General features: G+C 73.3%; 21 protein-coding genes and 1 riboswitch. Of the genes, 10 read left to right on the forward strand and 11 right to left on the reverse strand.

Annotated elements, in window-relative coordinates; genetic code table 11:
• The first annotated feature begins 121 nt into the window (after window positions 1-121).
• From ACZ6TV_RS33540 to ACZ6TV_RS33565, 6 genes are all read left to right on the forward strand, one after another.
• Window positions 122-1240, forward strand: a complete 1119-nt coding sequence (locus tag ACZ6TV_RS33540; protein ID WP_465301491.1) for a M20 family metallopeptidase — start codon at window positions 122-124, stop codon at window positions 1238-1240.
• Window positions 1237-2010, forward strand: a complete 774-nt coding sequence (locus tag ACZ6TV_RS33545) for a GNAT family N-acetyltransferase (protein ID WP_465301493.1) — start codon at window positions 1237-1239, stop codon at window positions 2008-2010. Before ACZ6TV_RS33540 ends, ACZ6TV_RS33545 begins: the two co-directional genes overlap by 4 nt.
• Window positions 2011-3117 (forward strand): o-succinylbenzoate synthase, encoded by a 1107-nt coding sequence (gene menC / locus ACZ6TV_RS33550; protein ID WP_465301495.1) that lies wholly within the window; start codon window positions 2011-2013, stop codon window positions 3115-3117.
• A 68-nt stretch (window positions 3118-3185) separates the two neighbouring features.
• Entirely contained in the window at window positions 3186-4748 is a 1563-nt protein-coding gene (locus ACZ6TV_RS33555) for an MFS transporter (RefSeq protein WP_465301497.1), read from the forward strand.
• Between the two features lie 63 nt (window positions 4749-4811).
• Window positions 4812-5456: a TetR/AcrR family transcriptional regulator gene (locus ACZ6TV_RS33560; RefSeq protein WP_465301499.1), complete on the forward strand. Its 645-nt coding sequence runs from the start codon at window positions 4812-4814 to the stop codon at window positions 5454-5456.
• Window positions 5453-6061: a DNA-3-methyladenine glycosylase gene (locus ACZ6TV_RS33565; protein ID WP_465301501.1), complete on the forward strand. Its 609-nt coding sequence runs from the start codon at window positions 5453-5455 to the stop codon at window positions 6059-6061. Before ACZ6TV_RS33560 ends, ACZ6TV_RS33565 begins: the two co-directional genes overlap by 4 nt.
• Here the strand turns inward: ACZ6TV_RS33565 and ACZ6TV_RS33570 are convergent.
• The 7 genes from ACZ6TV_RS33570 to ACZ6TV_RS33600 all read right to left on the reverse strand — a co-directional run bounded on the left by ACZ6TV_RS33570 (window position 6007) and on the right by ACZ6TV_RS33600 (window position 12493).
• Window positions 6007-7701, reverse strand: a complete 1695-nt coding sequence (locus tag ACZ6TV_RS33570) for a sodium:solute symporter family protein (RefSeq protein WP_465301503.1) — start codon at window positions 7699-7701, stop codon at window positions 6007-6009. The two genes, ACZ6TV_RS33565 and ACZ6TV_RS33570, sit on opposite strands and share 55 nt — an antisense overlap.
• Window positions 7698-7907, reverse strand: coding sequence for a DUF3311 domain-containing protein (locus ACZ6TV_RS33575; protein WP_465301505.1), 210 nt, complete (start codon window positions 7905-7907; stop codon window positions 7698-7700). Before ACZ6TV_RS33575 ends, ACZ6TV_RS33570 begins: the two co-directional genes overlap by 4 nt.
• Window positions 7908-7927: 20 nt before the next feature.
• Entirely contained in the window at window positions 7928-8689 is a 762-nt protein-coding gene (locus ACZ6TV_RS33580; RefSeq protein WP_465301507.1) for a LysR family transcriptional regulator, read from the reverse strand.
• Window positions 8690-8699: 10 nt separating this feature from the next.
• Window positions 8700-9650, reverse strand: a complete 951-nt coding sequence (locus tag ACZ6TV_RS33585) for a LysR family transcriptional regulator (protein ID WP_465301509.1) — start codon at window positions 9648-9650, stop codon at window positions 8700-8702.
• 138 nt (window positions 9651-9788) lie between these two features.
• Window positions 9789-10187 (reverse strand): cupin domain-containing protein, encoded by a 399-nt coding sequence (locus ACZ6TV_RS33590; RefSeq protein ID WP_465301511.1) that lies wholly within the window; start codon window positions 10185-10187, stop codon window positions 9789-9791.
• A gap of 128 nt (window positions 10188-10315) precedes the next feature.
• Window positions 10316-11461 carry a L,D-transpeptidase gene (locus ACZ6TV_RS33595; RefSeq protein ID WP_465301513.1) on the reverse strand — a complete coding sequence of 382 codons (1146 nt, stop codon included), beginning with the start codon at window positions 11459-11461 and terminating at the stop codon, window positions 10316-10318.
• Between the two features lie 105 nt (window positions 11462-11566).
• Window positions 11567-12493: a peptidase M23 gene (locus tag ACZ6TV_RS33600; protein WP_465301515.1), complete on the reverse strand. Its 927-nt coding sequence runs from the start codon at window positions 12491-12493 to the stop codon at window positions 11567-11569.
• Between the two features lie 287 nt (window positions 12494-12780).
• Window positions 12781-12923: riboswitch (cyclic di-AMP (ydaO/yuaA leader) on the forward strand.
• Between the two features lie 144 nt (window positions 12924-13067).
• Here ACZ6TV_RS33600 and ACZ6TV_RS33605 point away from each other — a divergent pair.
• The gene (locus tag ACZ6TV_RS33605; RefSeq protein ID WP_465301517.1) at window positions 13068-13913 is read left to right on the forward strand and encodes a C39 family peptidase; all 846 of its coding nucleotides are present in this window, start codon (window positions 13068-13070) and stop codon (window positions 13911-13913) included.
• Between the two features lie 66 nt (window positions 13914-13979).
• Here ACZ6TV_RS33605 and ACZ6TV_RS33610 read toward each other — a convergent pair whose 3' ends face one another.
• Window positions 13980-16145: a transglycosylase domain-containing protein gene (locus tag ACZ6TV_RS33610; RefSeq protein ID WP_465301519.1), complete on the reverse strand. Its 2166-nt coding sequence runs from the start codon at window positions 16143-16145 to the stop codon at window positions 13980-13982.
• 400 nt (window positions 16146-16545) lie between these two features.
• Here ACZ6TV_RS33610 and asnB point away from each other — a divergent pair, with 400 nt between their 5' ends.
• Entirely contained in the window at window positions 16546-18453 is a 1908-nt protein-coding gene (asnB, locus tag ACZ6TV_RS33615) for an asparagine synthase (glutamine-hydrolyzing) (protein WP_465301586.1), read from the forward strand.
• Window positions 18454-19528: 1075 nt separating this feature from the next.
• Here the strand turns inward: asnB and recQ are convergent.
• The 3 genes from recQ to ACZ6TV_RS33630 form a co-directional block, all read right to left on the reverse strand.
• Window positions 19529-21367, reverse strand: a complete 1839-nt coding sequence (gene recQ, locus ACZ6TV_RS33620) for a DNA helicase RecQ (RefSeq protein ID WP_465301588.1) — start codon at window positions 21365-21367, stop codon at window positions 19529-19531.
• A 75-nt stretch (window positions 21368-21442) separates the two neighbouring features.
• On the reverse strand, window positions 21443-21793 hold the full coding sequence (locus ACZ6TV_RS33625) for a YciI family protein (RefSeq protein WP_465301521.1): 351 nt from the start codon (window positions 21791-21793) through the stop codon (window positions 21443-21445).
• Between the two features lie 71 nt (window positions 21794-21864).
• Window positions 21865-22893: a hypothetical protein gene (locus tag ACZ6TV_RS33630; RefSeq protein WP_465301523.1), complete on the reverse strand. Its 1029-nt coding sequence runs from the start codon at window positions 22891-22893 to the stop codon at window positions 21865-21867.
• 156 nt (window positions 22894-23049) lie between these two features.
• Here ACZ6TV_RS33630 and ACZ6TV_RS33635 point away from each other — a divergent pair, with 156 nt between their 5' ends.
• Both ACZ6TV_RS33635 and ACZ6TV_RS33640 read left to right on the forward strand, forming a co-directional pair.
• Window positions 23050-23568 carry a hypothetical protein gene (locus ACZ6TV_RS33635; RefSeq protein ID WP_465301525.1) on the forward strand — a complete coding sequence of 173 codons (519 nt, stop codon included), beginning with the start codon at window positions 23050-23052 and terminating at the stop codon, window positions 23566-23568.
• A 39-nt stretch (window positions 23569-23607) separates the two neighbouring features.
• The gene (locus ACZ6TV_RS33640; protein ID WP_465301527.1) at window positions 23608-24210 is read left to right on the forward strand and encodes a hypothetical protein; all 603 of its coding nucleotides are present in this window, start codon (window positions 23608-23610) and stop codon (window positions 24208-24210) included.
• Window positions 24211-24272 lie beyond the last annotated feature (62 nt).

Genomic DNA, 24272 nt, shown 5'->3' on the forward strand with positions numbered 1-24272 from the left:
CCGCACCACCCGAACCTATCGACGGTCGCGGCTGCGCGCCGCCGGGTGTCCGACTCTCGGCGACGCAACCATGCCCGCGTATCGGAGGTCCCCCGGTGAAGATCGGAGTTAGGTTGGATCGATGAGCGCGTTGGAGAAACTCCGGGCATCCGCGCCCGTGCTGCGTGAGGACCTCGCCGGACTCGTCGCCGTGGAGTCACCGTCCGCCGACCTCGACGCCCTGGCCAGGTGCGCCGACGTCGTCGCCGAGCTCGGCCGCCGGTGCACCGGTCAGGCGCCGGAGCGGGTCGTCGTCGCCGACCGCCCGCACCTGCGATGGCGGTTCGGTGCCGGGCCGGTGCGGGTCGTGCTGATCGGGCACTTCGACACGGTGTGGCCGATCGGCACCCTCGCCCGCTGGCCCTTCACCGTCGACGGCGACCGCTGCACCGGCCCCGGCGTCGTGGACATGAAGGGCGGCCTCGTCGTGCTCTTCCATGCCCTGGCGGCGCTGGCCACCGTCGGGAACCTCGACGGGGTCGCGGTCGTGTGCAACTCCGACGAGGAGATCGGCTCGCCGACGTCGCAGGCGCTCATCGAGGACACCGCCGCCGGCGCGGCCGGCGCGCTCGTCCTGGAGGGCAGCTCCGACGGCAGGGTGAAGATCGCCCGGAAGGGCATCGCGCACTATTCGCTGCGGATCGCCGGCCGGGCGTCGCACGCAGGCGTCGCTCCGCACCTCGGCATCAACGCCGGCGTGGAGCTGGCGCACCAGGTGCTGCGGATCGCCGAGCTCGGCGCCCCGCCCGGCACGACCGTCACCCCGACCGACTCGACCGCCGGGACGACGAGCAACACCGTGCCCGCGGCCGCGCGGCTCAGCGTCGACGTCCGGGCGTTCGACCCGGCGGAGCTGGCCCGGGTCGACGCGGCGCTGCGCGACCTGCGGCCGGTCCTGCCGGGCGCGGAGCTGACCGTCGAGCTCGGCCCGTCCCGCCCGGCGATGCCCGAGTCGGCGTCGGCGTCGATGTTCGCGCTCGCCCAGCGGGTCGCCGCGGACCTCGGCCTGCCCCCGCTCATCGGCGAGGCGGTCGGCGGAGGCTCCGACGGCAACCTCACCGCCGGCATCGGCGTGCCGACCCTCGACGGGCTCGGCGTGATCGGCGGCCGGGCGCACGCCGAGGGCGAGTGGTCCGACCTGGCGAGCATGCCGGAGCGGGCCGCACTCGTCGCGGGGCTCGTGGACGCGATCGGCCGGTGACCGGCCTGCCGATCGACGCCTGGGAGTGCGCCGCGGCGGCGGCCGGGCGCGCCGGGGTGCAGGTGCACGAGCGCGTCTCCTTCGAGGAGGTGTCGCTGCTGCTGCAGCGGGTGTGGCGGGCCGGCCACCCGGCGGAGGTCGCCTCGCCGGGGCTGCTGCGCACGTACGCGCACTCCGGCAACTACGTCGCCGGGGCGTACCGCGGCGGCACGCTCGCCGGGGCGGCCGTCGGCTTCTTCGGCCGGGACGCGACCGGCACCCCGCACCTGCACTCCTACGTCGCCGGCGTCGAGCCCGGCGGGCTGGGCCGGGGCGTCGGGTTCGCGCTGAAGCTGCACCAGCGGGCGTGGACCCTCGCCCGGGACGTGCCGGAGGTGCGCTGGACCTACGACCCCCTGGTGCTGCGCAACGCGAACTTCAACCTGCGCAAGCTCGGCGGGCGGGCGGTGCGCTACCTGCCGGAGTTCTACGGCGCGATGGCCGACGGCATCAACAGCGGCGACCTCAGCGACCGGCTGCTGCTCGTGTGGCGGCTCGACGCCCCCGAGGTGGTCGCCGCCGCGCACGGCACGCCGGCCGAGGTCGTCGCCGGGGCCGGGCAGGTGCTGGTCGGGATCCCGGCCGACGTGGAGGAGCTGCGGGTGAGCGACCCGGCGGCGGCGAAGCGGTGGCGGCTCGCGGTGCGCGAGGCGATGGCCGGGCCGCTCGCCGCCGGCTGGCGGGTCGCGGGCCTCACCCGTGACGGGCAGTACCTGCTGGAGGAGGCGTAGATGCGGTTCGAGGGTCTGGAGCTGCGGCGGATCGCGATGCCGCTGGTCGCGCCGTTCCGCACGTCGTTCGGCACCGAGGTGGAGCGCGACGTGCTGCTCGTCCGGGCGGTCGGCGCCGCCGCGGAGGGCTGGGGCGAGTGCGTGACGATGAGCGCGCCGCTGTACTCCTCGGAGTTCGTCTCCGCCGCCGAGGAGGTCATCCGCCGCTTCTTCGCGCCCGCGCTGGCCGGCGCCGACCTGGACGCGTGGGGCGTCGAGACCCGCCTGGCCGGCTTCAAGGGCCACCCGATGGCGAAGGCAGCGGTGCAGACGGCCGTGCTCGACGCGGTGCTGCGCGAGGCGGGCCTGCCGCTCGGCGGGTTCCTCGGCGCGGTCCGTGACCGGGTCCCGGCCGGCGTGTCCGTCGGGATCATGGACTCGGTCCCGGCGCTGCTGGACGCCGTCGCCGGCTACCTCGACGCCGGGTACCTGCGGATCAAGCTGAAGATCGAGCCCGGCTGGGACGTCGAACCCGTCCGGGCCGTCCGGGAGCGCTTCGGCGGCGACGTGCTGCTGCAGGTGGACGCCAACACCGCGTACACCCTCGGCGACGCGCGGCAGCTCGCCCGGCTCGACCCGTTCGACCTGCTGCTCATCGAGCAGCCGCTGGCCGAGGACGACCTGCGCGGGCACGCCGCCCTGGCCCGGCTGGTCCGCACCCCGATCTGCCTGGACGAGTCGATCGTCAGCGCCCGCGCCGCCGCCGACGCGATCGCCCTCGGCGCGTGCTCGATCGTCAACATCAAGCCCGGCCGGGTCGGCGGCCACCTGGAGGCGCGGCGGGTCCACGACGTGTGCGCCGCCAGCGGGGTCGCGGTGTGGGCCGGCGGGATGCTGGAGACCGGCGTGGGCCGGGCCGCGAACGTGACCCTGGCCGCGCTGCCCGGCTTCACCCTGCCCGGCGACACGTCCGCCTCCGACCGGTACTACGCCCGCGACATCACGCCGCCGTTCGTCCTGACCGGCGGGCACGTGGCGGTGCCGGCCGGGCCGGGGATCGGGGTCGCGCCGATCCCGGACGTCCTGGCGGAGGTGACGACGGCCACGTCCTGGATCCCGCTCAACTAACTTTACATGCGTTAGCTGACATGGTTAACCTTACGGGCGTAAACACAAGTGTCCGTAAGGGGTCTCCGATGTCCGAACATCCCCGCCGGTGGGCCGCGCTCGCGGTGCTCAGCCTCACCCTCGTCGCCGTCACCCTCGACAACTCCGTGCTCAACACCGCGCTGCCGTCCCTGGCGCACGGGCTGCACGCCACCACCTCGGACCTGCAGTGGATCACCGACGCGTACACGCTGGTCTTCGCGGCGGCGCTGATCCTCGCCGGCAGCCTCGGCGCCCGGCTCGGCTCGCGGCGGGCGCTCATCGGCGGCCTGGCCGTCTTCGGCGGCGGGTCGGCGGTCGCCGCGCTGTCGGACACGCCGGCGCAGCTGATCGCGTGGCGGGCGGTGATGGGGCTCGGCGCCGCGTTCGTCATGCCGGCCACCCTCGCGATCATCACCAGGATCTTCCCGCCCGCCGAGCGGCCGAAGGCGTTCGCGGCCTGGTCGGCGGCGGCCGGCATCGGGGTGCTCATCGGGCCCGTGACCGGCGGGGCGCTGCTGGAGCACTACTCGTGGAGCAGCGCCTTCTGGATCAACGTGCCGCTGGTGGCCGCGGCGCTCGTCGCGGTGTCCCGCCTGGTTCCGGCGGTTCCGCGGGTACGGACCGGGCGGCTGGACGTCCTCGGCGCGGTGCTCTCCACCGCCGCCGTGGCGTTGCTCGTCGACTTCGTGATCCAGGCACCCACGCGCGGCTGGACCGCCGGCGTCGGGTTCGCCGAGCTGGGCGCCGCCGTGCTGCTGTCCGTGGCGTTCGTGACCTGGCAGCTGCGGGCGTCCTCGCCGCTGGTGCGGCTCGACCTGTTCGCCAACCGGACGTTCCTGCTCGCCGCGCTGTCCCTGGCCGTCGTGTTCTTCGTCCTGTTCGGCACGCTGTTCGAGCTGTCGCAGTACCTGCAGCTCGTGCACGGGTACAGCCCGCTGGTCGCGGGGCTGGGCGCGATGCCGTTCGCCCTGGCGATGGCGACCACGTCCGCGACGTCGGCGCTGCTGTCCAAGCGGCTCGGCGTGCGGTGGACCCTCGTGCTCGGCCTGTCCCTCGCGGTCGCCGGGCTGCTCTCGCTGTCCACGACCGGGGTGCACACCGAGTTCTGGCAGGTCGCCCTCGGCACCGGCGTCATCGGCCTCGGCATGGGCATGATGATGGCCCCCGCCAGCCTGCAGATCAGCGGCTCGGTCCCCGCCGAGCACGGCTCGACGGCCGGCGCCCTGAACAGCGTCATCCGGGAGCTCGGCGGCGTCCTCGGCATCGCGGTCCTCGGCACGGTGGTCTCCTCGGCGTACCAGGCGGACCCCGGCCTGGTCCTGCCCGGCGCCGACCTGCCCGCCACGCACGCCGCGGCCGCCGCGATGCCGCCCGCCCAGGCGCAGCTGGTCCTGGACGCCGCCGACGCCGCCTTCACCGCCGCCATGGACCGCGGCGCGCTGGTCGCGGCGGGGATCGCGTTCCTGATGGCCCTCGCGGTCGCGCTCATCCGCCCGGCCACGGGCGGCGCGCCCACGCCGGCGGCGCCGGCGGCCACCGGTACACCCGCCGCCGCGACCCCGGTGGACGGTGCGCCCACCGGGGCGGCCCTGGTCTCGCAACCGGCATGATGGACCGATGAGCGAGCGAATCATGATGCAGGTTCGGCTCAGGCGGACGCCGCGGGCGGCGGCATGAGCAACCCGGGAGGCCGCACCCGCAACCGCAGGGGCGAGGGCGGCCTCCTGCGGGACGAGATCGTCGCCGCCGCCGAGCGCATCCTCGAGCGCGAGGGCGACGAGGCCGCGATCACCCTGCGGTCCGTCGCCCGCGAGGCCGGCATCTCCGCCCCGTCGATCTACGCCCACTTCGCCGACCGCGACGCCATCATCGAGGCGGTCCTCGACATCGCGTTCGAACGGCTCCGCCTGCTGATCCTGAGCACCGCCGGCACGGCACAGGACGACCCGGTCGCGTCGCTGCTCGCCGGCTGCCACGCCTACGTCGACTTCGCCCAGCGGGAGCCGGCCCGCTACCGGGTCCTGTTCGGGCGGCTCCGCGAAGGCCGCCCCGAGCTCAAGTCCCCGCTGCGGATGCAGGACGTGCCGCCGCGCTGGCGCAGCCGGCTGCAGGCCTTCGAGGTCCTCGTCGACGGGCTCGCCGCCTGCGTCGCCGCCGGCCGCTCCGCCAGCACGGACCCGTTCGCCGACGCGACCACCCTGTGGACGTCGCTGCACGGCGCGGTCATGATGCGCCAGTTCGTGCCCGGCTTCCCGTGGCCGCCGTTCGGCGAGGCGGTCGACGCCCTCGTCCTGCGCATCGGCCGGATCACCGGATGAGCCTCGACCTCACCGGGCCCGTCGACGTCGCCGCGCGGGCGCTGCTGGGCTGCACCCTCACCGCCGGCGGGGTGACCGTCCGGCTCACCGAGGTCGAGGCGTATTCCGGCACCGGCGAGGACCCCGCCTCCCACGCCCACCGCGGCCGCACCACGCGCAACGCGATCATGTTCGGGCCGGCCGGCTACGCGTACGTCTACTTCACCTACGGCATGCACTACTGCGTCAACGTCGTCACCGGTGTCGAGGGCACCGCGTCGGCGGTCCTGCTGCGCGCCGGTGAGGTCGTCGACGGGCTGCCCGCCGCCCGGGCCCGCCGCCGCGCCGCCCGCACCGACGCCGAGCTGGCCCGCGGCCCGGCCCGGCTGTGCTCGGCGCTCGGCGTCGACCGCGACTTCTACGGCACGTACCTTCTCGGCGACCCGCCCCTGCTGAAGCCGCCGCCGGCGCCGCTGGTCGCCGAGGTGTCCACCGGCCCGAGGGTCGGGGTCACCGGCGCGCACGACGTGCCGTGGCGCTTCTGGCTCACCGGTGACCCGACCGTCAGCGTCTACCGCCGCCACGTCCCGAAGCGGTCCGCTCCCGGCGCGCGGTCCGACGCGTAGGTCCGTTGCGGGACCACCGGGCGGGTGTGCGCGCCGCCCGGCGCGCGGGGAAGACCGTCGAGCAGGTCGTCGAGGCGCTTCACCATCGGGTCGTCGACGTCGGCGGTGTAGTCGTCCGGCGTGGTCCGGTCCCGGCCGCCGGGCACCCCGGCGAGCCGGAGCGCCACCGTGCCCGCCACCGCGACGACCAGGTTGGCGAGCAGGGCGATGAGGCCCACGTACACCATGACGCCGCCCCCGAAGGACCAGCTGGAGCCGCCGAAGTGCGCCTTCACCACCACGCCGCCCGGTCCGAGCTGCGGGATCTGGTACAGCATGGCCACGGCCGTGACGAGGCCCGTGACCAGGCCAGCGATGAGCGCGGCGCGATGGAACCACGCGGTCGTCAGGCCGAACATGACCGCCGGGATCGTCTGCAGGATGACGGCGCCGCCGATCAGCTGCAGCTCCGCGGAGTACGCGGGATCCAGCAGCAGGATGACGGCGACCGCGCCGAACTTCACGACCAGCGACGCCCACCGGCTGACCCGCGCCTCCTCGGCGGGGGCGGCGTCCGGGCGGATGTACTGCCGGTAGATCGAACGGGTGAACGCGTTCGCCGCCGCGATCGACATGACCGCGGCCGGGATCAGCGCGGCGACGCCGAGCGTGGCGTAGGCGATCCCCGCCGACCAGCCCGGCAGCAGGTTGTGGAACAGCTGCGGGGTGACCGTGTTGAGGTCACGGCCGACCGGCACGACCCCGTTGGCGACGGCGAACAGGCCGAGCAGCCCCATCAGGCCCAGCGCCAGGCAGTAGATCGGCAGGGCGGCGGTGTTGCGCTGCACCGTCGACCGGTCCCGGGCGGCGATGATCGCGATGACCGCGTGCGGGTAGGCGAAGATCGACAGCGCGGAGCCGACGACCATCGTCAGGTAACCGACCTGCCCGGCGCCGGTCAGCAGCAGCCCGTCGGTCGGCGACGGCGTGCGCGCGAAGTGGTCCGCGGCGAGCCGGAACGTGGTGCCCCATCCGCCGGACATGGCCACGATCAGCACGCCGGACACGACGACCCAGACGAGCAGGATGTCCTTCGCGATCGACAGCAGCGCCGGCGCCCGCAGCCCGGACCGGAACGTGCTCACCGAGACGAGGCCGACGGCGACGAGCAGCGGCCACTCGCCGTCGACGCCGAGCGTCTTGAACACCGCCTGCAGCGACAGCAGCTGCACCGACACGTACGGCATCGTCGCCACGATCCCGGTGACCGCGACCAGCGCCGACAGCCCCGGCGACCCGAACCGTGCCCCGGCCATCTCGCCGGGCGTGACGAACCCGTGCCGGTGCGACACCGACCACGCCCGCGCCGAAAGGATGAACGCGACCGGGGTCGTCGCGATCGCGAACGGCACCGCGAAGAACCCGAGCGCGCCGACGCCGTAGGTCAGCGCGGGCACGGCGACGAACGTGTACGCCGTGTACATGCTGCCGCCGAGCAGGAACCAGGTGACCCAGCTGCCGAACGCGCGGCCGCCGACGCCCCACTCCTCGAGGCTGTGGATGCTCTGCGGCCGGCGCCACCGCGCGGCGGCGAAGCCGACCACCATCATCGCGCCCATGAGCACGACGAACACGGCGATCTCGACGTCCCGGTCGCTCATCGGTCCGTCTTCCGGCGGACCCCGACGTAGACGATCGAGATGACGACGGTCGCGAGGACCGCGCAGGCCAGCTGGTACCAGTAGAAGAACGGCACCCCGAGCAGCCACGGGTCGAGGCGGTTGTAGAGCGGCACGGCCAGGGGTGCGACGGTCGGGATCACCAGCAGCCAGTACAGGGGGCGGCGGCGCTGATCAGGCTCGGGCATCGCTTGATAACAGTGCGCGATCATCGAGAATGCAAAGACGTAAAGTCATCGACCCCATAGGTGGTCAGCATCGTCTCGAGCCGCCGCGCCGCCGGCGACAGGTGCTGGGGCTGGCTGACGACCCCGACCTCCACCCACACCGGCGGGTCGGACCTGCGCAGCACGGCGCCGGCCGCCTCGGCCCGGCGTGCGTAGCCGCCGGCGACGACCGCCGCGGCGCCCGCCTCCAGCAGCGGCACGACCGCCTCGCTGTGCCTGGTCCGCACGTCCCGGCCGGCGACGAGGAACCGCTCCTGCCGGCCGAGCGGCTCGACGCGGACCGCCGGATGATCGACCGGCAGGTAGGTGACGCCGAGCTCGCACCGCCCGTCGACCACGTGCCGGACGAGGTCGTCCTCGTCGCGGGGTCCGTGGACGCGCACCGGCACCCCCGGGTACCGCCGCCGGAACGCCGCGATCGCCGGCGCCACGTCCACGGCGAGGGGGTCGAGGACGGCGACGTCGAGCCACCCCGCGGCGAGCCCCACCACGCAGCCGACGGCGGCCCGGGCGTCGGCGAGGTCGGCGAGGACCTTCCTGGCCGGGTCGAGCAGGGCCTTGCCGGCCGCGGTCAGCGCGAGGGGCCGCTGCCGGCGGTCGAACAGCTCCACCGACATGTCCCGTTCGAGCGCCCGGATCGACTGGGACAGCGACGGCTGCGCCACGTGCAGCGCGGCGGCCGCCGCGGTGACGCTGCCGTGCTCGACGACGGCGACGAAGTACGCGAGCCTGCGCAGGTCCATGCCTCCGCCGTCACCCCTCCCGCAACGCGTGGCCGTCTTCCCGCGCGCGGCCGTTCTCGCGTGCCTGGCCGTTCTCGCGTGCCTGTCTCAGGAACGACCGGGCGGTCGCGGACAGCTCCCCGGGGCGGTGCACGATCCCGTACGGCAGCCGCAGCGCCGGCGCGACCCGCCTGATCACCGCCCCCCGGGCCGCCACCGCACCCGCGGCGGCGTCAGGCATGAACGCGGCCCCGACCCCCGCGACGACCAGGTCGGTGATCAGGTCCCGCTGCCCGCTCTCGACCACGACCCTGGTCCTCACCCCGGCCGCCCGCAGCGCCGACTCGACCAGCAGCCGCGACGCGCTGCCCCGCGGCACCCCGATCAGCTCCAGCCCCGCGAGGTCCGCCGCCCGGACCGCCTCCGCGGTGGCGGCGGGGGACGGGACGCGGGTGGCGGGGCGGGCCGTGTGCGGCGGCGGGAACACGAGCACGAGGTCGTGCGCGCCGAGCTCCACCTCGCACAGCCCCTGCCGGGCCGCCGGCAGGTGGACCAGGCCGAGCTCGCTGACCCCGTCGCGGACCCTGGCCAGCAGCGCCTCGTCGGTGTCCCGGTCCAGGTTGACCGACACGCCCGGATGCGCCCGCAGGAACCCGCCGACGAGCGCGGCACCCGGATGCGCCCCGAGCGGCGCCGACGCCACGATCTCCAGGCTGTCGTGCTCGGGCCGCCCGCCGACGGCCTCGCCGGCCATGGCGACGTCGCGGATCAGCATCCGGGCCGGTCCGAGGAACGCCCGCCCGGCCGCGGACAGCGTCACCCCGTGCGACGCCCGGTGGAACAGGGCCGTGCCGAGGTCGCGCTCCAGGGCCTTCACCGACTGCGACATGGTCGGCTGGGCGACGCTGAGCGCGGTCGCCGCCCTGCCGAACCCGCCGTGCTCCACCACGGCGAGGAAGTACCTGATCTGCCGGGTGTCCACAGCTCACACGTCTTTCAGCACACTTCGTGCAGAAATCATGTCGACAGTGTTACGTGCGTGTGCCGAGCATGTCCAGAGCCCGGACCCCGCGGCCGTGACGACCGTGGGACCGGGCTCGCCGGCCTGACCGGGAAACCGCTACCAGCACGCCTCGCGCTGCGGGACCCGGTCCGCGTCCGGCCGGTGGATCGTCGCGGTGAGCGGTGGCAGCCGGTACTCGGCGTCGGTCACGTGCCCGCCCCATTCCGTGCCGGTGCCGTCCGCGCCGGTCTCGTGCGCCGACACCACCGCCATGAACGTGTTCGGCGCGGCGCCGTGCCAGTGCCACTCGCCGGCCGCGACGACGACGGTGTCCCCGGCGCGCACCTCGTGGATCGGGCCGCCCCGGCGCTGCACCCGGCCCACCCCGTGCAGGACGGTCAGGATCTGCCCGTACGGGCAACGGTGCCAGGCCGTCCGCGTGCCGGGACTGAACTGCGCCTGGAACGTCCGCAGGCGGGACGGCTCCAGACCGGTGACGTCCCGGTCGATCCACACGACGCCGGAATAGCATTCTCGTGGGGCCTGCCGGCCTCGGCTCGGGGCACGGACGACTTCCATGGACCTTCCTCTCTTGATCGAACTCCTGGATCGGTTCGCTGCGTTGATCCGCCGGGTCGGACGCGTCAGGCCTTGTAGTCGGCCCAGGACAGGTCCCATGCGGTCCAGCCGTCGCCGGGGTCCAGCGGCACCCCGGTGTTGCGGGTGGTGACCGGGTCGCCGACGAGGGTCTGCTCGTATATCCACCGCGCGTCTGCGGTGGAGACGTTGGTGCAGCCGTGGGAGACGTTGCGCTTGCCCTGGTCGCCGACCGACCACGGCGCGGCGTGGATGTACTGGCCGCCCCACGTCAGCCGCATGGCGTACTGCACCGCGACGGTGTACTCGGGGGTGCGGAACACCGTCGAGGCCTCCCGCGACATGACCACGGTGGTGCCGCTCGACGTCGGCGTGGACGGCTTGCCGAGGCTCACCGGCATGGTCCGCACGAGCGCGTCGTTCTGGTAGACGCTCATCTGCTTCGTCGCGTTGTCGATGTCGATGGTCAGCTTCCGGCCGATCGTGACCGTCGCCGCGAAGTCGTCGTCGGCGTGGCCGGTGCCGATCCGCACGCCGTTGAGCGCCTTCCGTGCGGTGATCTTCGTGCCCGGCTGCCAGTACTGCTCCGGCCGGTACATCACCTGCCGGCCGCCGAACCAGTGCCACGCACCGGCCTGCGGCGGGTCGCTCTTCACGAAGAGACGCTGCTGCACGGCCGCGCGCGACTCCTGCGGCACGTCGGAGCCGAACTGCACGACGATCGGCATGCCGACGCCGTAGGTCCCGCCGTTGGTCAGCATCAGGTCGGACGCGACGACCGGGCCGGTGGGCTTCGCCGCCGTGGTGAAGGCCGTCTCCCGGGTCACCGGCCTGTTGTCGGTGCCGACGGCGGTGACCTTCGCGGTGTAGGCCGTGCCGTAGCGCAAGGCGGCGGCGGGCACCCAGGACGATCCGTCGTCCCGGAACTCACCGGCGACCCGCTGGCCGGCCGCGTCGGTCAGCACGACCTCGGTGATCTTCCCGTCGTTGACCTTCGTGCCGATCTCGGTGCTGACCGCCACTTCCGACGTGCCCCCCGCGGGGGTCAGGGCAAGCCCGACCACCGGCGGCGGGGGAGCGGTCGACTTCGTCGCCGTGGGCTTCTTCGCCGAACTGTGACACGCCGACAGGCCCAACTGCGCTCCCACCGCGAGCGCGACCAGTGCTGTTGCGGTCCGGCTGGGCCCCCTCATGTGTTCTGCCTGTGCATGGACATGGGGGCATCGTCGTGCGCACCCGGGCGAGGCCGGGGCGGTAAACGAGTGACAACGCGAAGGATCCGGGGCCGCGCGGCGGCATTACCGCATGACGGCGTCCACGATCTGCTGGGCGAGCCCTTCCCACTTCGCGTAGGCGTCCGGGAAGGCCGAGCGCTGCACCAGCTGCGCCGCGATGGTGACGGCCTGCTGCTCCCAGCCCGGGACCTTCGCCAGCGCCGCGTAGAACCTGCGTGCGGACTCGCGCGGGTCCATCAGCTGGTCGACCGAACCCCAGCTCGGCCGCTGCTGGAAGAGGCCGACCGAGTCGTAGTCGTACCCGACGCCCTCGTTGGGGCGCTGCAGCGACTGCGGCACGTTCGGGTTCGCGAGGTTCCGCAGGTGGCTCTCCTGCAGTGCGGTGGCGATCCCCACGACGGCCGCGCGGCGCGGCAGGCTCAGCTCCCGGGCGACTTCGACGATCGCGACGGCGTTGTTCATCTCGGCCTGGGTCAGCCCGCCGACGGGCGCGTGGACGGTCGGCGACGGCGATGCCGGTGGCCCGGTGCTCGTGGTCGGGGCCGGGGCGGATCCGGCCTTCGTCGGGGTCGGGGCGGCCTTCGCCGCCGGTGGCGTGCCGTTGCCCGCGGCGTCGGCGGGTTTCCTGGCGCGGCCGCGTGAGGCGGGAGCGTCGCCCGCCGTGCGTCCGGCGTCGGCGGCGAGCGCCGCACTGTCCGCCGGCGCGGCGACGGGTCCGGCCGACGACGACAGCGTCGTGGACAGGCCGACCGCCACGACCGCGACGGCGACCACGGCGTACCGGCGGATCCCGGCCGCGACGGGTGCGCGCAGCCGGAGGGGGATCCCGGCTACGGCGGGTGCGCGCAGCCGGAGGGGGATCCCGGCCGCGGCGGGTGCGCGCAGCCGGAAGCGGGTCGCGTGCCGTCCTCGGCGGGAGTGGCGCAGGTGGCGGGGACCATGTGCCTGCACGTCGCTGAGCTGCTGTTCTTCGTCGGCGCCCGGGAGCATCCGGCGAGCCTAGGGGGGCCGGATCCGCAGGTGGAGCCGGGTGTGCGCAGCGGCCGACCGGACACCGGGCGGGCCGCACGCAGCCGCCGGGACGGTCGGCGAGGTGCACCTGGGCACGACGCATCCCACCGCCGGGCGGCCCGTGCGCCCGCGGCGTGCAGCAGGGCCGTCCGCCACACCGTCGTCACGCCCGGTAGCCGAGCAGCGTGGCCGGTCCCGTGTCCTCCGGCGGCCCGGATATGGTCCTCGCATCCGCCCGGCAGCCGTCACCCACCTCGGATGACACCGCGGCGGATCCGCTGAGTCGCGTCCACGCGAGCCGGGGAACCAAGCACCACCGGGGTGAATCCGCGGGGCCCGAGCCCCGAGGTAGGGCGATCTTCCCGCCCGAACCCGTCAGCTAACCCGGTAGGCGGCACCGGAAGGAGCACTCCGTGCGGCCATTGACCCGGCATCACCCGTGTCGCGGCACCTCGACCCGCGGCCCGGCCCGGTAACCCCCGACCCCCACCGCACCGGCCCGCGGCCGGCGTGGCAACAGCAGCCGTCATCCAGCATGTCTGTCGAGGTACCCGTGAGCTACCTGTACAAACCCAGGCACCACACTCCCGTCCCGTCGCGCTCCCGCGCGCTGCCGATCGCGGTCGCCGCGGCGGTCCTCGCACTGACGGTGGGCGTCGGCGTGGCCGTGCACGCCTCGGACCCCGCACCGGTGGCCGACGCGCAGTCGCTGACCTCCGCGGATCCGTCCGGGTCCGGCGCCGCCCCGGCCGCGCGTGAACGGCAGCGGACGCAGGCGGCGCCCGACGCCGCGGCCAACCCCACGAAGGCCCCCGCCGGTGCGGCGCCGTCCACGGCCGCCCCGCCCGCCGCGCCCGGCACCACCGCCCCGGCCGCACCCGCCGCCCCGGCGGCGAAGGAGCTCGCGTACCGGTTCGCCTGGCAGGAGAACTACTACTTCTGCGGCCCGGCGGCGACCCGGATCGCGCTGACAGCACGGGAGATGTACCCGTCCCAGTCCGAGGTCGCCCAGAGCCTGCGCACGACCGTCAACGGCACGAACTCCGCCGACGACACCACCCGCTCGCTCAACGAGTACACGAAGAGCTCCTTCTACAAGTCGCACTTCATCACCGGTCAGTCGGCCACCCAGGCGGAGATCGACCAGCTGCAGGCGGACGTCGTCCACGCGATCTCCAGCGGCTACGCCGTGGTCGCCAACATCGCCGGTTCCACCGTGGACGACAAGGGCGGCTCGCACTCATACCCGGGCGGCCACTACCTCACGGTCGTGGGGTACACCAACGGCGGCACGACGGTGAAGATCGCCGACCCCGCGGACGCCCTGGGCGTCGGGTACTACACGCTGACGACGGCCAAGCTCGCGCACTGGACCGCTCTGCGCGGCTACTCCGCCTGACGCTGCCGCCGGCGGCTCGCGGCGTTCTGCGGCCGCCGGCGGTTCGCGGTCACCGGCGTTTGGCGGTCACCGGCCCAGGGCCCGGACGCGGCTGGGTGGCCGGAACGCCTGGGCCGGTTGGCCGCGCAGCGCGCCCGCGATGGTCTGCGCGACGGCGGCGTTGACCGAGCCGGCGACGCCGCTGCCCACGTGGTCGTTCGGGTTGTCCACGTTGACCGCGATGCCGGCCGCCGCGATCTGCGGGGTGAAGCCGACGAACGTCTCGGTCGAGTTGTACTCGGAGCTGCCGGTCTTGCCCGCGACCGGGCGGCCGGCGAGGATGCCGGACACGTTCTCGGCCGTGCCGCCGTCGCACTTGCCGTACGCCGACGCCCGGCTGACCGGGCACCGTGCCGCGTCGGTCGCGGCGGCGGCCACGTCGGCGCTGACCGCCTGCCGGCACTTCGGGGTGGCGGCGTCGACCGCTTTGCCGTTGGTGTCGGTGATCGACAGCACCGGCAGCGGCTGGCAGTACAGGCCCCCGGCGGCGATCGACGCGTAGGCGTTGGCGAGGTCGAGCGGTGTGGTCGACGCGACGCCGAGGGTGAACGCTCCCCACTGGTCCGCCTTGGCCGCCATCGCCGCGTCCTCGGCGGAGCGGAACGTGATCCCGAGCCGCTGCGCCATCTCGACCGCGCGGCGCGCGCCGATCTGCTGTTCGAGCCAGACGAAGTAGGTGTTGACCGAGCGGCCGAAGCCGTTCCACATCGTCCGGTTCCCGTCCATCCAGCTCGGCGACTCGTTCCCCGGGCACCACTTGCCCCCGCAGCTGCCCGGGCCGCTGGCCGGCCACACGGTCGCTATCCGGCTCGGTGAGTTGAACGTGGTGCTCAACGGCATGCCCGCGTCGAGCGCGGCGAGCATGGTGAACATCTTGAACGTCGAACCCGCCTGGTACCCGGCGACGCCGCCACCGCCCGCGACGATCTGGTTGACGGTGTTCGGGTACAGCGGATGCTGGGGCGGGTTGGGACTCAGGCTGTAGTTGCGGTTGACGGCCATCGCGAGGACCCGGCCGCTGCCGGGGGTGACGACGGCCAGCGGCATCGACCGGGCGCTGCCGTAGCCGTAGACGCTCAGCGACTGGCTGAGCGCGATCGCCTGGATTCCCGGGTCGAGCGAGGTGACCACCGTGTAGCCGCCGGTGCGCAGCGCCTCGTCGCGGTCGGCGCGGGTGGCGCCGAACTCCGGCTGGCTGCCCCACCACTGGCGGAAGTAGTCGCAGAAGAAGCCCCAGTCGTTGTGCGCCTGCGGGACGGACACGCAGTTGTTCGGCAGGTCCCGCTCATTGATCTTCAGCTCCTGGGCCTGCGCCGCGGCGGCGTCCGCGGCGCTGATCGACCCCATCTTCGTCATCGCGTCGAGCGTGTACGCACGGCGCCGCAGGGCCGCGTCGCGGTCGCCGCTGATCGGGTTGTCGCCGTCCGGTGACTGCAGCAGCCCGGCGAGCAGCGCCGCCTCGGGCAGCGTCAGTTCCAGCGCCGACTTGCCGAAGTACGTCTGGCTGGCGGCGTAGACGCCGTAGGCGCCGGCCCCGAAGTAGGCGATGTTCAGGTACCCCTGCAGGATGTCCTGCTTGCTCAGGTGCTGCTCCAGCTTCGTCGCGTAGCGCATCTCGCGGATCTTGCGGGCGGGCGTGTCGGCGACCGCGTCGACCCGCTGCCGCGGCGACAGGCTCGGGTCGTTCTTCAGCACGTTGCGGACGTACTGCATCGTCAGCGTCGAGGCGCCCTGCTGGGCGCCGCCCCGGCCGTTGGAGACCAGCGCCCGCAGGACGCTTTTGCCGTCGACGCCGCGGTGCAGGTAGAAGCGGGTGTCCTCGGCCGCGACGACGGCCTGCTGGAGCACCGGCGCGATCTGGTCCAGCGGCACGTCCTTGCGGTTCTCGTCGTAGAACGTGGTGATGAGCGTCTTGCCGTCGTTGGCGTAGACGTAGGTGGCCTGCGGCGGCGGTGGCAGCGCCAGGTCCGCCGGGAGGTTCTCCCAGATGTCGCCGCCGGCGTTGACCGCGGAGCCGCCGATGAACGCGAACGGGAGCACCCCGGCGGCCACGACCAGACCCGAGATGACGCCGCACAGCACGAGGCGGACGAGCCCCCTGAGGAAGCGCGCCGGGCGCCCCGGCACCTCGGCCGCCGCACGTCGGGTGCCGGCGCTGTGCGCGGGCCGGCTTCGGGTGCGGACGAGGCGCATTGGCTTCTCCCCATGAGACAACGGTCGGTTCGCTTGCCGCCGATCCGAAGTGGACCGATGTGACCGGCGCGCCGCTACCCGGGGGGTGCCGGGGCAAACGGCGGGGCCGCCCCGCCGCCCGGATCGTCACCCCCGGGCGGGGTTCACCCGCCCGGAGGCCGGTGATCCCCTGGTGGGGAGGGATCGGATGACGCCCGGGCAATCGGGTGCCCGAGCCCGGCGGGCTCTGTTCGGCTGGATCGCGCGGCGCACTGTGGCCGTTCGAGCGGGGGCTCAGCCGGTACCGGCGCAGAGCCCACCGGCGACGGCTCACCGGCGACCGCCGACAGAGCGGCCCGCGACCCGACACCGCTGCCACGCGAGGCGACCGAAGGGAAACGACGCCATGTGCGGCTTCCTGATGTACGTGGGGGACTTCGCCATCTCCCCAGAGACCCTTGGACAGGTGGAACGGCAACTCGAGTTGCTCGACCACCGCGGCCCCGACGACATGGCCCTGGAACGGGCAGGACAATGCGTGGCGGCCGGTTTCAAACGGCTCGCCATCATCGACGTGAACGGCAGCCGGCAGCCGCTGCGGTACCCGCCGAGCGGGCCGGACGCCGGCCGGTGGACGCTGGTCTTCAACGGCGAGATCTACAACTTCGAGGCGCTGCGCGAGGAGCTGATCCGCGAGCACGGCGCCGAGTTCGCCACCGACGGCGACAGCGAGGTGGTCGCCGCCGCCTACCACTACTGGGGCGACGCTGCCCTCGGCCGGTTCCGCGGCATGTTCGCGTTCGCCCTCTGGGACGAGGCCACCGAGACGGTGCACGCGGCGCGGGACCAGTTCGGGATCAAACCGCTGTACTACCTGCCGACCCCCGAAGGGCTGTGGCTGTCCAGCGAGAAGGCGCCGCTGCTGGGGGTCGCCGGCGGGGACCTCGACCAGACCGCGCTGTCGCTCTACCTGACGATGCAGTACGTGCCCGAGCCGTACACCCTGCACCGGCACATCGCGCGGCTGCCCAGCGGTGGCCTGCTCACCCGCGCGTTCGGCTACCCGCCGGTGATCCGGCGGCACTCCAGGCCCAAGTTCCGCCCGGACCCGGCGGCCGACGAACAGTCCATTGTGGACGAGCTGCGGGCCGCGCTGCGCGAGAGCGTGCGCTGCCACCTGCGTGCGGACGTCCCGGTCGGCGCGTTCCTGTCCAGCGGGATCGACTCGACCGCCATCGTCGCGCTCGCCGCCGAGGTCCATCCCCGCCTGCACGCCTTCACCGCCGGCTTCGACACCGCCACCGCCTACTCCGAGCTCGACGTCGCCGAACGCTCGGCCCGTCACCTCGGCGTCGACCTCGTGCCCACCATCGTCAAACCGGAACAGGTGATGGCGGCGCTGCCACGCATCATCTGGCACCTCGGCGACCCGGTCGCCGACCCGTCGATCGTCCCGCTGTACTTCCTGGCGCAGACGGCCGCCGAACACGTCACCGTGGTCCTGTCGGGCGAGGGCGCCGACGAGCTCGCCGGCGGCTACACCATCTACCGGGAGCCGCGCTCCCTCGCCCCGGTGCGCCGCCTCGGCGAACCGCTCCAGCGCGGCCTGCGCGCCCTGGCCCGGGCGTTCCCCGACGGGGTCAAGGGCAAGAGCTACCTGCAACGGGCCACGACACCGATCGAGACCCGGTACTTCGGCAACGCCCGGGTCCTCGGCAACGAGGAGAAGGCACGGATCCTCCTGGGCGGCGAAACGGGGGTCGACCACCAGCACGTGACCGCGGCCCTCTACGCCGAGGCGGCGTCCCTCGACGACGTCACCACCATGCAGCACATCGACGTCAACACCTGGCTGCCCGGCGACATCCTCACCAAGGCAGACCGGATGTCGATGGCACACTCGCTGGAACTGCGCGTGCCCTTCCTGGACAAGGGCGTGTTCGAGGTCATGTCCCGGCTGCCCGACCGGCTGAAGGTCCCGGCCCGCAGCCGGACCACCAAGTACGCCCTGCGCCGCGCCCTCACGGGCATCGTGCCGGACTTCATCACCGACCGGCCGAAGCTCGGCTTCCCGACACCGGCCCGGCGGTGGCTGCGCACGGAACTCGCGGAATGGGCCCACCACGTGCTGTCCACGTCGGGTACCGGCCACCTGATCGACCTCGACTACGCGCACGAAATGCTGCAGGAGCACGAACGCGGCGAGGCCGACAACGCCCGGAAGCTGTGGATCCTGCTGACGTTCTGCCTGTGGCACGGCATCTTCGTCGACGGCTCGGTCGTGCCCACCCTGCCCGAACGCCGCCCCCGCCCTGTGGGCACCGGCTGACACCCACCACCGGCCCGCGCACGCGTGCTGTGCCGCGCGCACTGGACTGCGTGGGTGCTGGACTGCGCGCGTGCAGGGCCGTGCGGGTGCAGGGCCGTGAGGGCGCTGGATCGTGAGGGTGCCGGACCGTGCGAATGCTGGACCGTGCTCGGGCTGGACCGTGTGCGGGTGCCGGGCCGTGCGGGTGCCGGATCGTGAGGGTGCCGGACCGTGCTCGGGCTGGACCGTGTGCGGGTGCCGGGCCGTGCGGTGCCGGGCGGGGGCAGGCCTCGTGCATGCTGGATCTCGTGCGCGCCGGGCGGGTGCGCGTGCTGGCCTCTCGTGCGCATGGGCGTCGCGGCCGGCGGAAGCGCCTTTCCCGGCGGTCTCCCGCACAGGCCGAGGTTCCGTGTCTGGCCGGGTGGCGTCGCGCGCATCACGCCACCGCCGGGCCGGCACGGTGAACCACCTGGTGGTCCGCGCGCTGTGCCTCATGCGTGCCGTGCCTCGTGCGTGCCGGACCTCGTGCGCCGGCGCTGCGCCGCGGTGGGCCGAAAGCGGGCGGAACGTTCCTCCGGCTCCGGGCGGACGCAGGTCCCATGGCTGGCCGGTGGTGTCACGCGCGTATCGAGCCATCTCCGGTCCGCGCGGTAAGCCGTCCGCTCGTCGGCATGCGCGCTGGTCTGCGTGCGTCGTGCCCGGCGGACCGCAGGCCAGCGGACCCTCCTCCCGGCGGTCTCCCGGGCGGGCGTGGTTCCATGGCTGGCCGGTGGTGTCACGCGCGTATCGAGCCATCTCCAGTCCGCGCGGTGAGCCGTACGCCGGTCCGCCGGTCCCCATGCCGGTCGGTCCGCATGCTCGCCGGTCTGCGTGCGTGCCGGACCTCGTGCGTCGCGCCCGGCGCACCGCAGGTCGGCGGAACAGTCCGCCCCGCGGTCTCCCGGCGGCCGCAGGTCCCACATCCGACCCTGGTGGCATCACACGCGCATAGAGCCCCCACCCGCCCCGCCCGACGAGCCGCCCGCCGGTCCACCGGACGCACGTCCCCCCAGGAGGCCGGCCGTCGCCGGCGGGGAGGTGCGGGCGGCGGCGCCGATCACGACGGGTCCGGATCGTTGAGGGCGTCGAGGACCTGCTGGCCGAACTTGGCGAGCTTGTTCTCCCCGACACCGCTGACCGTCGACAGCTGCGCCAGCGTCGCCGGCGCCTCCGTGGCGATCTGCCGCAGTGTCGCGTCGTGGAAGATGACATACGCCGGGACGCCCTGCTCCTTCGCCGTCGCCGAACGCCACGCCCGCAGCCGCTCGAACAGCGGCGCCGCCTTGGCCGGCAGCTCCGCCGCGGCGGCCGCGCCGCGCTGCTTGGCGACCTTCGCCGCCGACACGGGCCGCTCCGGCTCCCGGCGCAGCATGACCTGCCGGCGCCGGCCGAGCACCTCAGCGCTGTCGTCGGTGAGCACCAGCGTGCCGTAGTCACCCTCGACGGCGAGCAGGCCCTGCGCGAGCAGCTGCCGCACCACCGCCCGCCACTCGGCCTCGCGCAGGTCGGCGCCGACCCCGAACACCGTCAGCTCGTCGTGGTGCCACTGCACGACCTTGTCGGTCTTCTTGCCGAGCAGGATGTCGATGCACTGCCCGGCGCCGAACTTCTGGTTGCGCTCCTTCTGCAGCCGGAACACCGTCGACAGCAGCTTCTGCGCGGGCACCGTGCCGTCCCATGACTCGGGCGGGCTCAGGCACGTGTCGCAGTTGCCGCACGGCCCGCTCTGCTGCCCGAAATAGGCCAGCAGCTGCACCCGCCGGCACTCGACCGTCTCGCACAGCGCGAGCATCGCGTCGAGGTGCCGGCCCAGCCCGCGCCGGTGCGCCGCGTCGCCCTCCGAGCTGTCGATCATCTTGCGCTGCTGGACGACGTCCTGCAGGCCATAGGCCAGCCACGCGTTGGACGGCAGGCCGTCGCGGCCGGCGCGGCCCGTCTCCTGGTAATAGCCTTCCACCGACTTCGGCAGGTCCAGGTGCGCGACGAACCGCACGTCGGGCTTGTCGATGCCCATCCCGAACGCGATCGTCGCGACCATGACCAGGCCGTCCTCCCGCAGGAACCGGGACTGGTTGTCGGCGCGGGTCCGTGCGTCGAGGCCCGCGTGATAGGGCAGCGCCGCGATGCCGTTGTCCTTCAGGAAGTCGGCGATCTTCTCCACGCTGGCGCGGGACAGGCAGTAGACGATGCCGGCGTCGTTGGGGTGCTCGGTGCGCAGCAGGTCCAGCAGCTGCCGCCGCGGCTCCGCCTTCGGCACGATCCGATACTGGATGTTGGGCCGGTCGAAGCTCGACACGAAGTGCCGCGCCTCGGCCAGCCCCAGCCGGGTGGCGATCTCCTTGTGGGTGGCCGTCGTCGCGGTCGCCGTCAGCGCGATCCGCGGCACGTCGGGCCACCGCTCGTGCAGCACCGAGAGGTTGAGATAGTCGGGCCGGAAGTCGTGGCCCCACTGCGACACGCAGTGCGCCTCGTCGATCGCGAACAGCCCGATCCTTCCCCGCTCCAGCAGTCGCATCGTCTGCGGGGACGCGAGTGCCTCGGGCGCGAGATACAGCAGGTCGAGCTCGCCGCCGACGAACGCGGCCTCGACCGCCCGGCGGCTGTCGAAGTCGAGCGTCGAGTTGACGAACCCGGCCCGCACACCCAGTGCCGTCAGCGCGTCGACCTGGTCCTGCATCAGCGCGATCAGCGGCGAGATCACCACCCCGGTGCCCTCGCGGACGAGTGCCGGGATCTGATAGCACAGCGACTTGCCGCCGCCGGTCGGCATCAGCACGAGCGCGTCGCCGCCGCCGATGACGTGCTCGATGATCTCCTGCTGGCTGCCCCGGAACGTGTCATAACCGAACACCCGGCGCAGAACCTCGGTCGCCGGCCCGGCCGTCTCAACCCCCACGGTGCTGTCCACGCGGCGATTCTACGAGCGGCGACCGACAAGAATCAGCGCCGTGACGATCGGTGGACGACGCGGCTACTGGCTGAACACGATCGGGCGGACCTCGATCGCGTTCCACTTCGCGTCGGGGATCATGGCGGCGAGCTCCACCGCCCGCTCCTTCGATTCGCACTCCACCAGGTAGAAACCGGCGAGGAACTCCTTGGCCTCCACGTACGGCCCGTCGGTGACCGTCTCGGCGCCGGCCCGGATCCGGACCACGGCGCTCTCCTTCGGCTGGGCCAGGGCGTGCGTGCTCACCATCTCACCCGATTCGGTGATCGTGGCGATGAACCGGTCGTGCCCGGCCATCACCTCGTCGACGTCCGCCTGCGTCAGGGTCTCCCAGACGTCCGGGTTCATGTGGATCAGCAGCAGGTACTTCACGGGAACGCTCCTTGTCGTCGGGTGCTTCGCACAGACAGGTCGGAGCCGTCGCGCGCCGCTCTACACGTCGCTCAGGAATTTTTGACCGCGGCCGGCAGGGGCAGCGACCGGGTCAGCTTGGTCAGGGCCGTCGCCGCCTTCGCGAACTGGGTGCCGTTCGGATGCACGGTCAGCACCGCGACGATGTACCGGTCGCTGTCACCGACCGTGCCCGTCGTGTGCAGTACCTCACCGCTCATGTCCAATGCGTTCGGCGCGGCGACGTCGACGAACCGGCCCGGCGTGGCGTCCTGGAACGCGGCCGGAGCGGCGCACGGCGTGGCCGGGTCGTCGCCGAAACCGGACCAGCCCTGCTTCGCCGACCACGGCTTGCGGAACGTGCTCGGGATGCCGAAGGACTGGTCGTACCTGTCGGTGCCGCACTTCGTCGACGCGTGCAGGTTGCCCATGATGTAGTCGCGTACCGGCGCCGGTGCCTTGTCGAGGATGTACTGGTAGACGCGCACCAGGTCGCCCGCGCTCACGGCGGTGTACCCCCAGTAGCCCGGCTGGTTGGCCGGCGGCGGGGCGGTGTCCTGCAGCCCGAGCCGCTGCGCCATCCGGGTCACGATCTCCCGCTGCCCGTTGGCCTTCCACAGTCCCGTCGCCGCGCTGTCGTCGCTGCTCTGCAGCATCACGTCGAGTTTCGGCCGGTCGGCCGCCGCGACCGTGTAGGACGGACCCTTGTTCCAGAAGTAGTCCAGCGCGATCAGCAGCTTGACCAGCGACGCCGACCTGAAGCGCCAGCTCGCCTTCTGCTGGACCACGAACGACCCCTGCTGCCGGTCGAAGATCACGATCCCCGCCGTCACTCCGGCCGGCACCGCGACCGTTGCCGCGCCCGACGGTGACGGGCTGGCCGCCGCGGAGGACGCGGAGGGTCCCGCCGAGGGGCTGTCCACGGCGCCGCTGCCCGACCGGGCGGGCTGGGCGGTCTGCGCGGCGCTGGGGTCCCCGGATCCGCACCCGGCCAGGACGAGCAGCGTGACGCCCGTGACCACGGCGCCGAGCGCGAACCTCGCCCGCCGTGCCGCCGGCCGGGTGACCAGGGTCGAAAGCATGGTTCATCCTCACGCGTCCGTCTGCCTGAGCACAAACCCGGGCGGTATTTGGCGTGAGGCGCCCGGGGCGGGAGCGTTCACCGAGGCCGGGCCGGGTCCGGCGTGCGTCACCATGGCGGGGTGGGGGACCGGGGGCGTCCGTGGTGGGCCGTTCTCGTGCTGGCGGTTCCGGTGGCGCTGCTCCTGGCGGGGTTGTGGGAGGCGATCGCGCTGTTCGCGGCGGTGTGCGCCGGTCTGGCCGCGCCGGTGCTGGCCCGGCAGTGGTCGGACCGCCGCAGGGAGCGGGCCGTACACGCGCGGGGGATCGCGGAATGGTCCGGCCATCTGCCGCTGGAGTGCGTCGTCGGGTTCTGGGAGGTGAGCGTCGGCTCCGCGTTCCGGTTCGGGGCGGGCGTGCCGGTCCGGCTCGCCGGCAGGCCCCTCGGGCTGCTGCTGGAGGCCCGGCGCTCGACGGGAGCGCCGGTGCTGATCGACTGGTCGGATGTCGCGTCGGTACGGTGCGTCGCCGGCATCCGCGCGACCGGCTGGGGAAGGGTCGGCCTGCTGCCGTTCGACATCGTGGAGATCGGCCTGGACGGCGGCGGGGTGCTGCCGTTCGCCACGTTCGACGCGTCCGGGTTGGCAGAGCTGATCACGCAGAACGGCGGTGAGCGTTCCGGCACGGTGCGTGGCTGACTTGCGCCGGTTTCTGGCGGTTCCGTACGGTGGTCTTCCATGGCAGAGCTGATCGAGGTCGGTGTCTGGTTCGAGGCCCGGCCGATCACCGTTGAGCAGGGCGTCGACCGCTTCGAGGCGCTGCGGCGCGGCGACACGGCATGGGCCGTGGCGGACCCGGGGATCGAGCGTTTTCACCGTGAGGTGACCGCCGGGGTCGACGCCGGATGGTGGGCCGTCCCGGTCGTCGTGGCGGACACGCACGTGCTGCTCCTCCTCCGCTCGGACACGCCCGAGGAGGTGCTGAGCCTCGTCCACAAGCTGGCCGACGAGTGCGAGCTGCTGTGCTTCCAGCGCCCGGGGCGGCACCAGCCCGCCGCGTTGTGGCAGCCGCGTCGCCTGCTCAAGGTGCCGGTGCCCCGGATGTCGACCGAGGACGGCTCGCTCGCGCACCATCCGACCGGTGACGACATCCGGGAGTTCCTCGGCCGGCTCGACGACGACAACCGCTCCGCCGTGCTGTGGCGGGGCGACGGTTCGTCGATCCGCGTCACGTACGTGCCGGCGCAGCGCAACTGGCAGGTCGAGACCGACGACGGTTCCGCCGTCCTCGAGGACCTCACCGGCGTGGTCGAGCGGTTCGAGGCGTTCGCACACTCCTGAGCCTGTTTGTCGGCGTTGTGGGCGGACACTCGTCGGCGTATGCTCGTGTACGAGTAAACGGC

It is taken from the genome of Dactylosporangium sp. NPDC051087 (assembly GCF_055586325.1).

What these genes read in the sequence shown, in the direction of transcription:
- ACZ6TV_RS33540 (WP_465301491.1), top strand. Translation starts at nt 122, where the DNA reads ATGAGCGCGTTGGAGAAACTCCGGGCATCCGCGCCCGTGCTGCGTGAG.
- menC (WP_465301495.1), top strand. Translation starts at nt 2,011, where the DNA reads ATGCGGTTCGAGGGTCTGGAGCTGCGGCGGATCGCGATGCCGCTGGTC.
- ACZ6TV_RS33555 (WP_465301497.1), top strand. Translation starts at nt 3,186, where the DNA reads ATGTCCGAACATCCCCGCCGGTGGGCCGCGCTCGCGGTGCTCAGCCTC.
- ACZ6TV_RS33560 (WP_465301499.1), top strand. Translation starts at nt 4,812, where the DNA reads ATGAGCAACCCGGGAGGCCGCACCCGCAACCGCAGGGGCGAGGGCGGC.
- ACZ6TV_RS33565 (WP_465301501.1), top strand. Translation starts at nt 5,453, where the DNA reads ATGAGCCTCGACCTCACCGGGCCCGTCGACGTCGCCGCGCGGGCGCTG.
- ACZ6TV_RS33570 (WP_465301503.1), bottom strand. Translation starts at nt 7,701, where the DNA reads ATGAGCGACCGGGACGTCGAGATCGCCGTGTTCGTCGTGCTCATGGGC.
- ACZ6TV_RS33575 (WP_465301505.1), bottom strand. Translation starts at nt 7,907, where the DNA reads ATGCCCGAGCCTGATCAGCGCCGCCGCCCCCTGTACTGGCTGCTGGTG.
- ACZ6TV_RS33580 (WP_465301507.1), bottom strand. Translation starts at nt 8,689, where the DNA reads ATGGACCTGCGCAGGCTCGCGTACTTCGTCGCCGTCGTCGAGCACGGC.
- ACZ6TV_RS33595 (WP_465301513.1), bottom strand. Translation starts at nt 11,461, where the DNA reads ATGAGGGGGCCCAGCCGGACCGCAACAGCACTGGTCGCGCTCGCGGTG.
- ACZ6TV_RS33600 (WP_465301515.1), bottom strand. Translation starts at nt 12,493, where the DNA reads ATGCTCCCGGGCGCCGACGAAGAACAGCAGCTCAGCGACGTGCAGGCA.
- ACZ6TV_RS33610 (WP_465301519.1), bottom strand. Translation starts at nt 16,145, where the DNA reads ATGCGCCTCGTCCGCACCCGAAGCCGGCCCGCGCACAGCGCCGGCACC.
- asnB (WP_465301586.1), top strand. Translation starts at nt 16,546, where the DNA reads ATGTACGTGGGGGACTTCGCCATCTCCCCAGAGACCCTTGGACAGGTG.
- ACZ6TV_RS33630 (WP_465301523.1), bottom strand. Translation starts at nt 22,893, where the DNA reads ATGCTTTCGACCCTGGTCACCCGGCCGGCGGCACGGCGGGCGAGGTTC.
- ACZ6TV_RS33640 (WP_465301527.1), top strand. Translation starts at nt 23,608, where the DNA reads ATGGCAGAGCTGATCGAGGTCGGTGTCTGGTTCGAGGCCCGGCCGATC.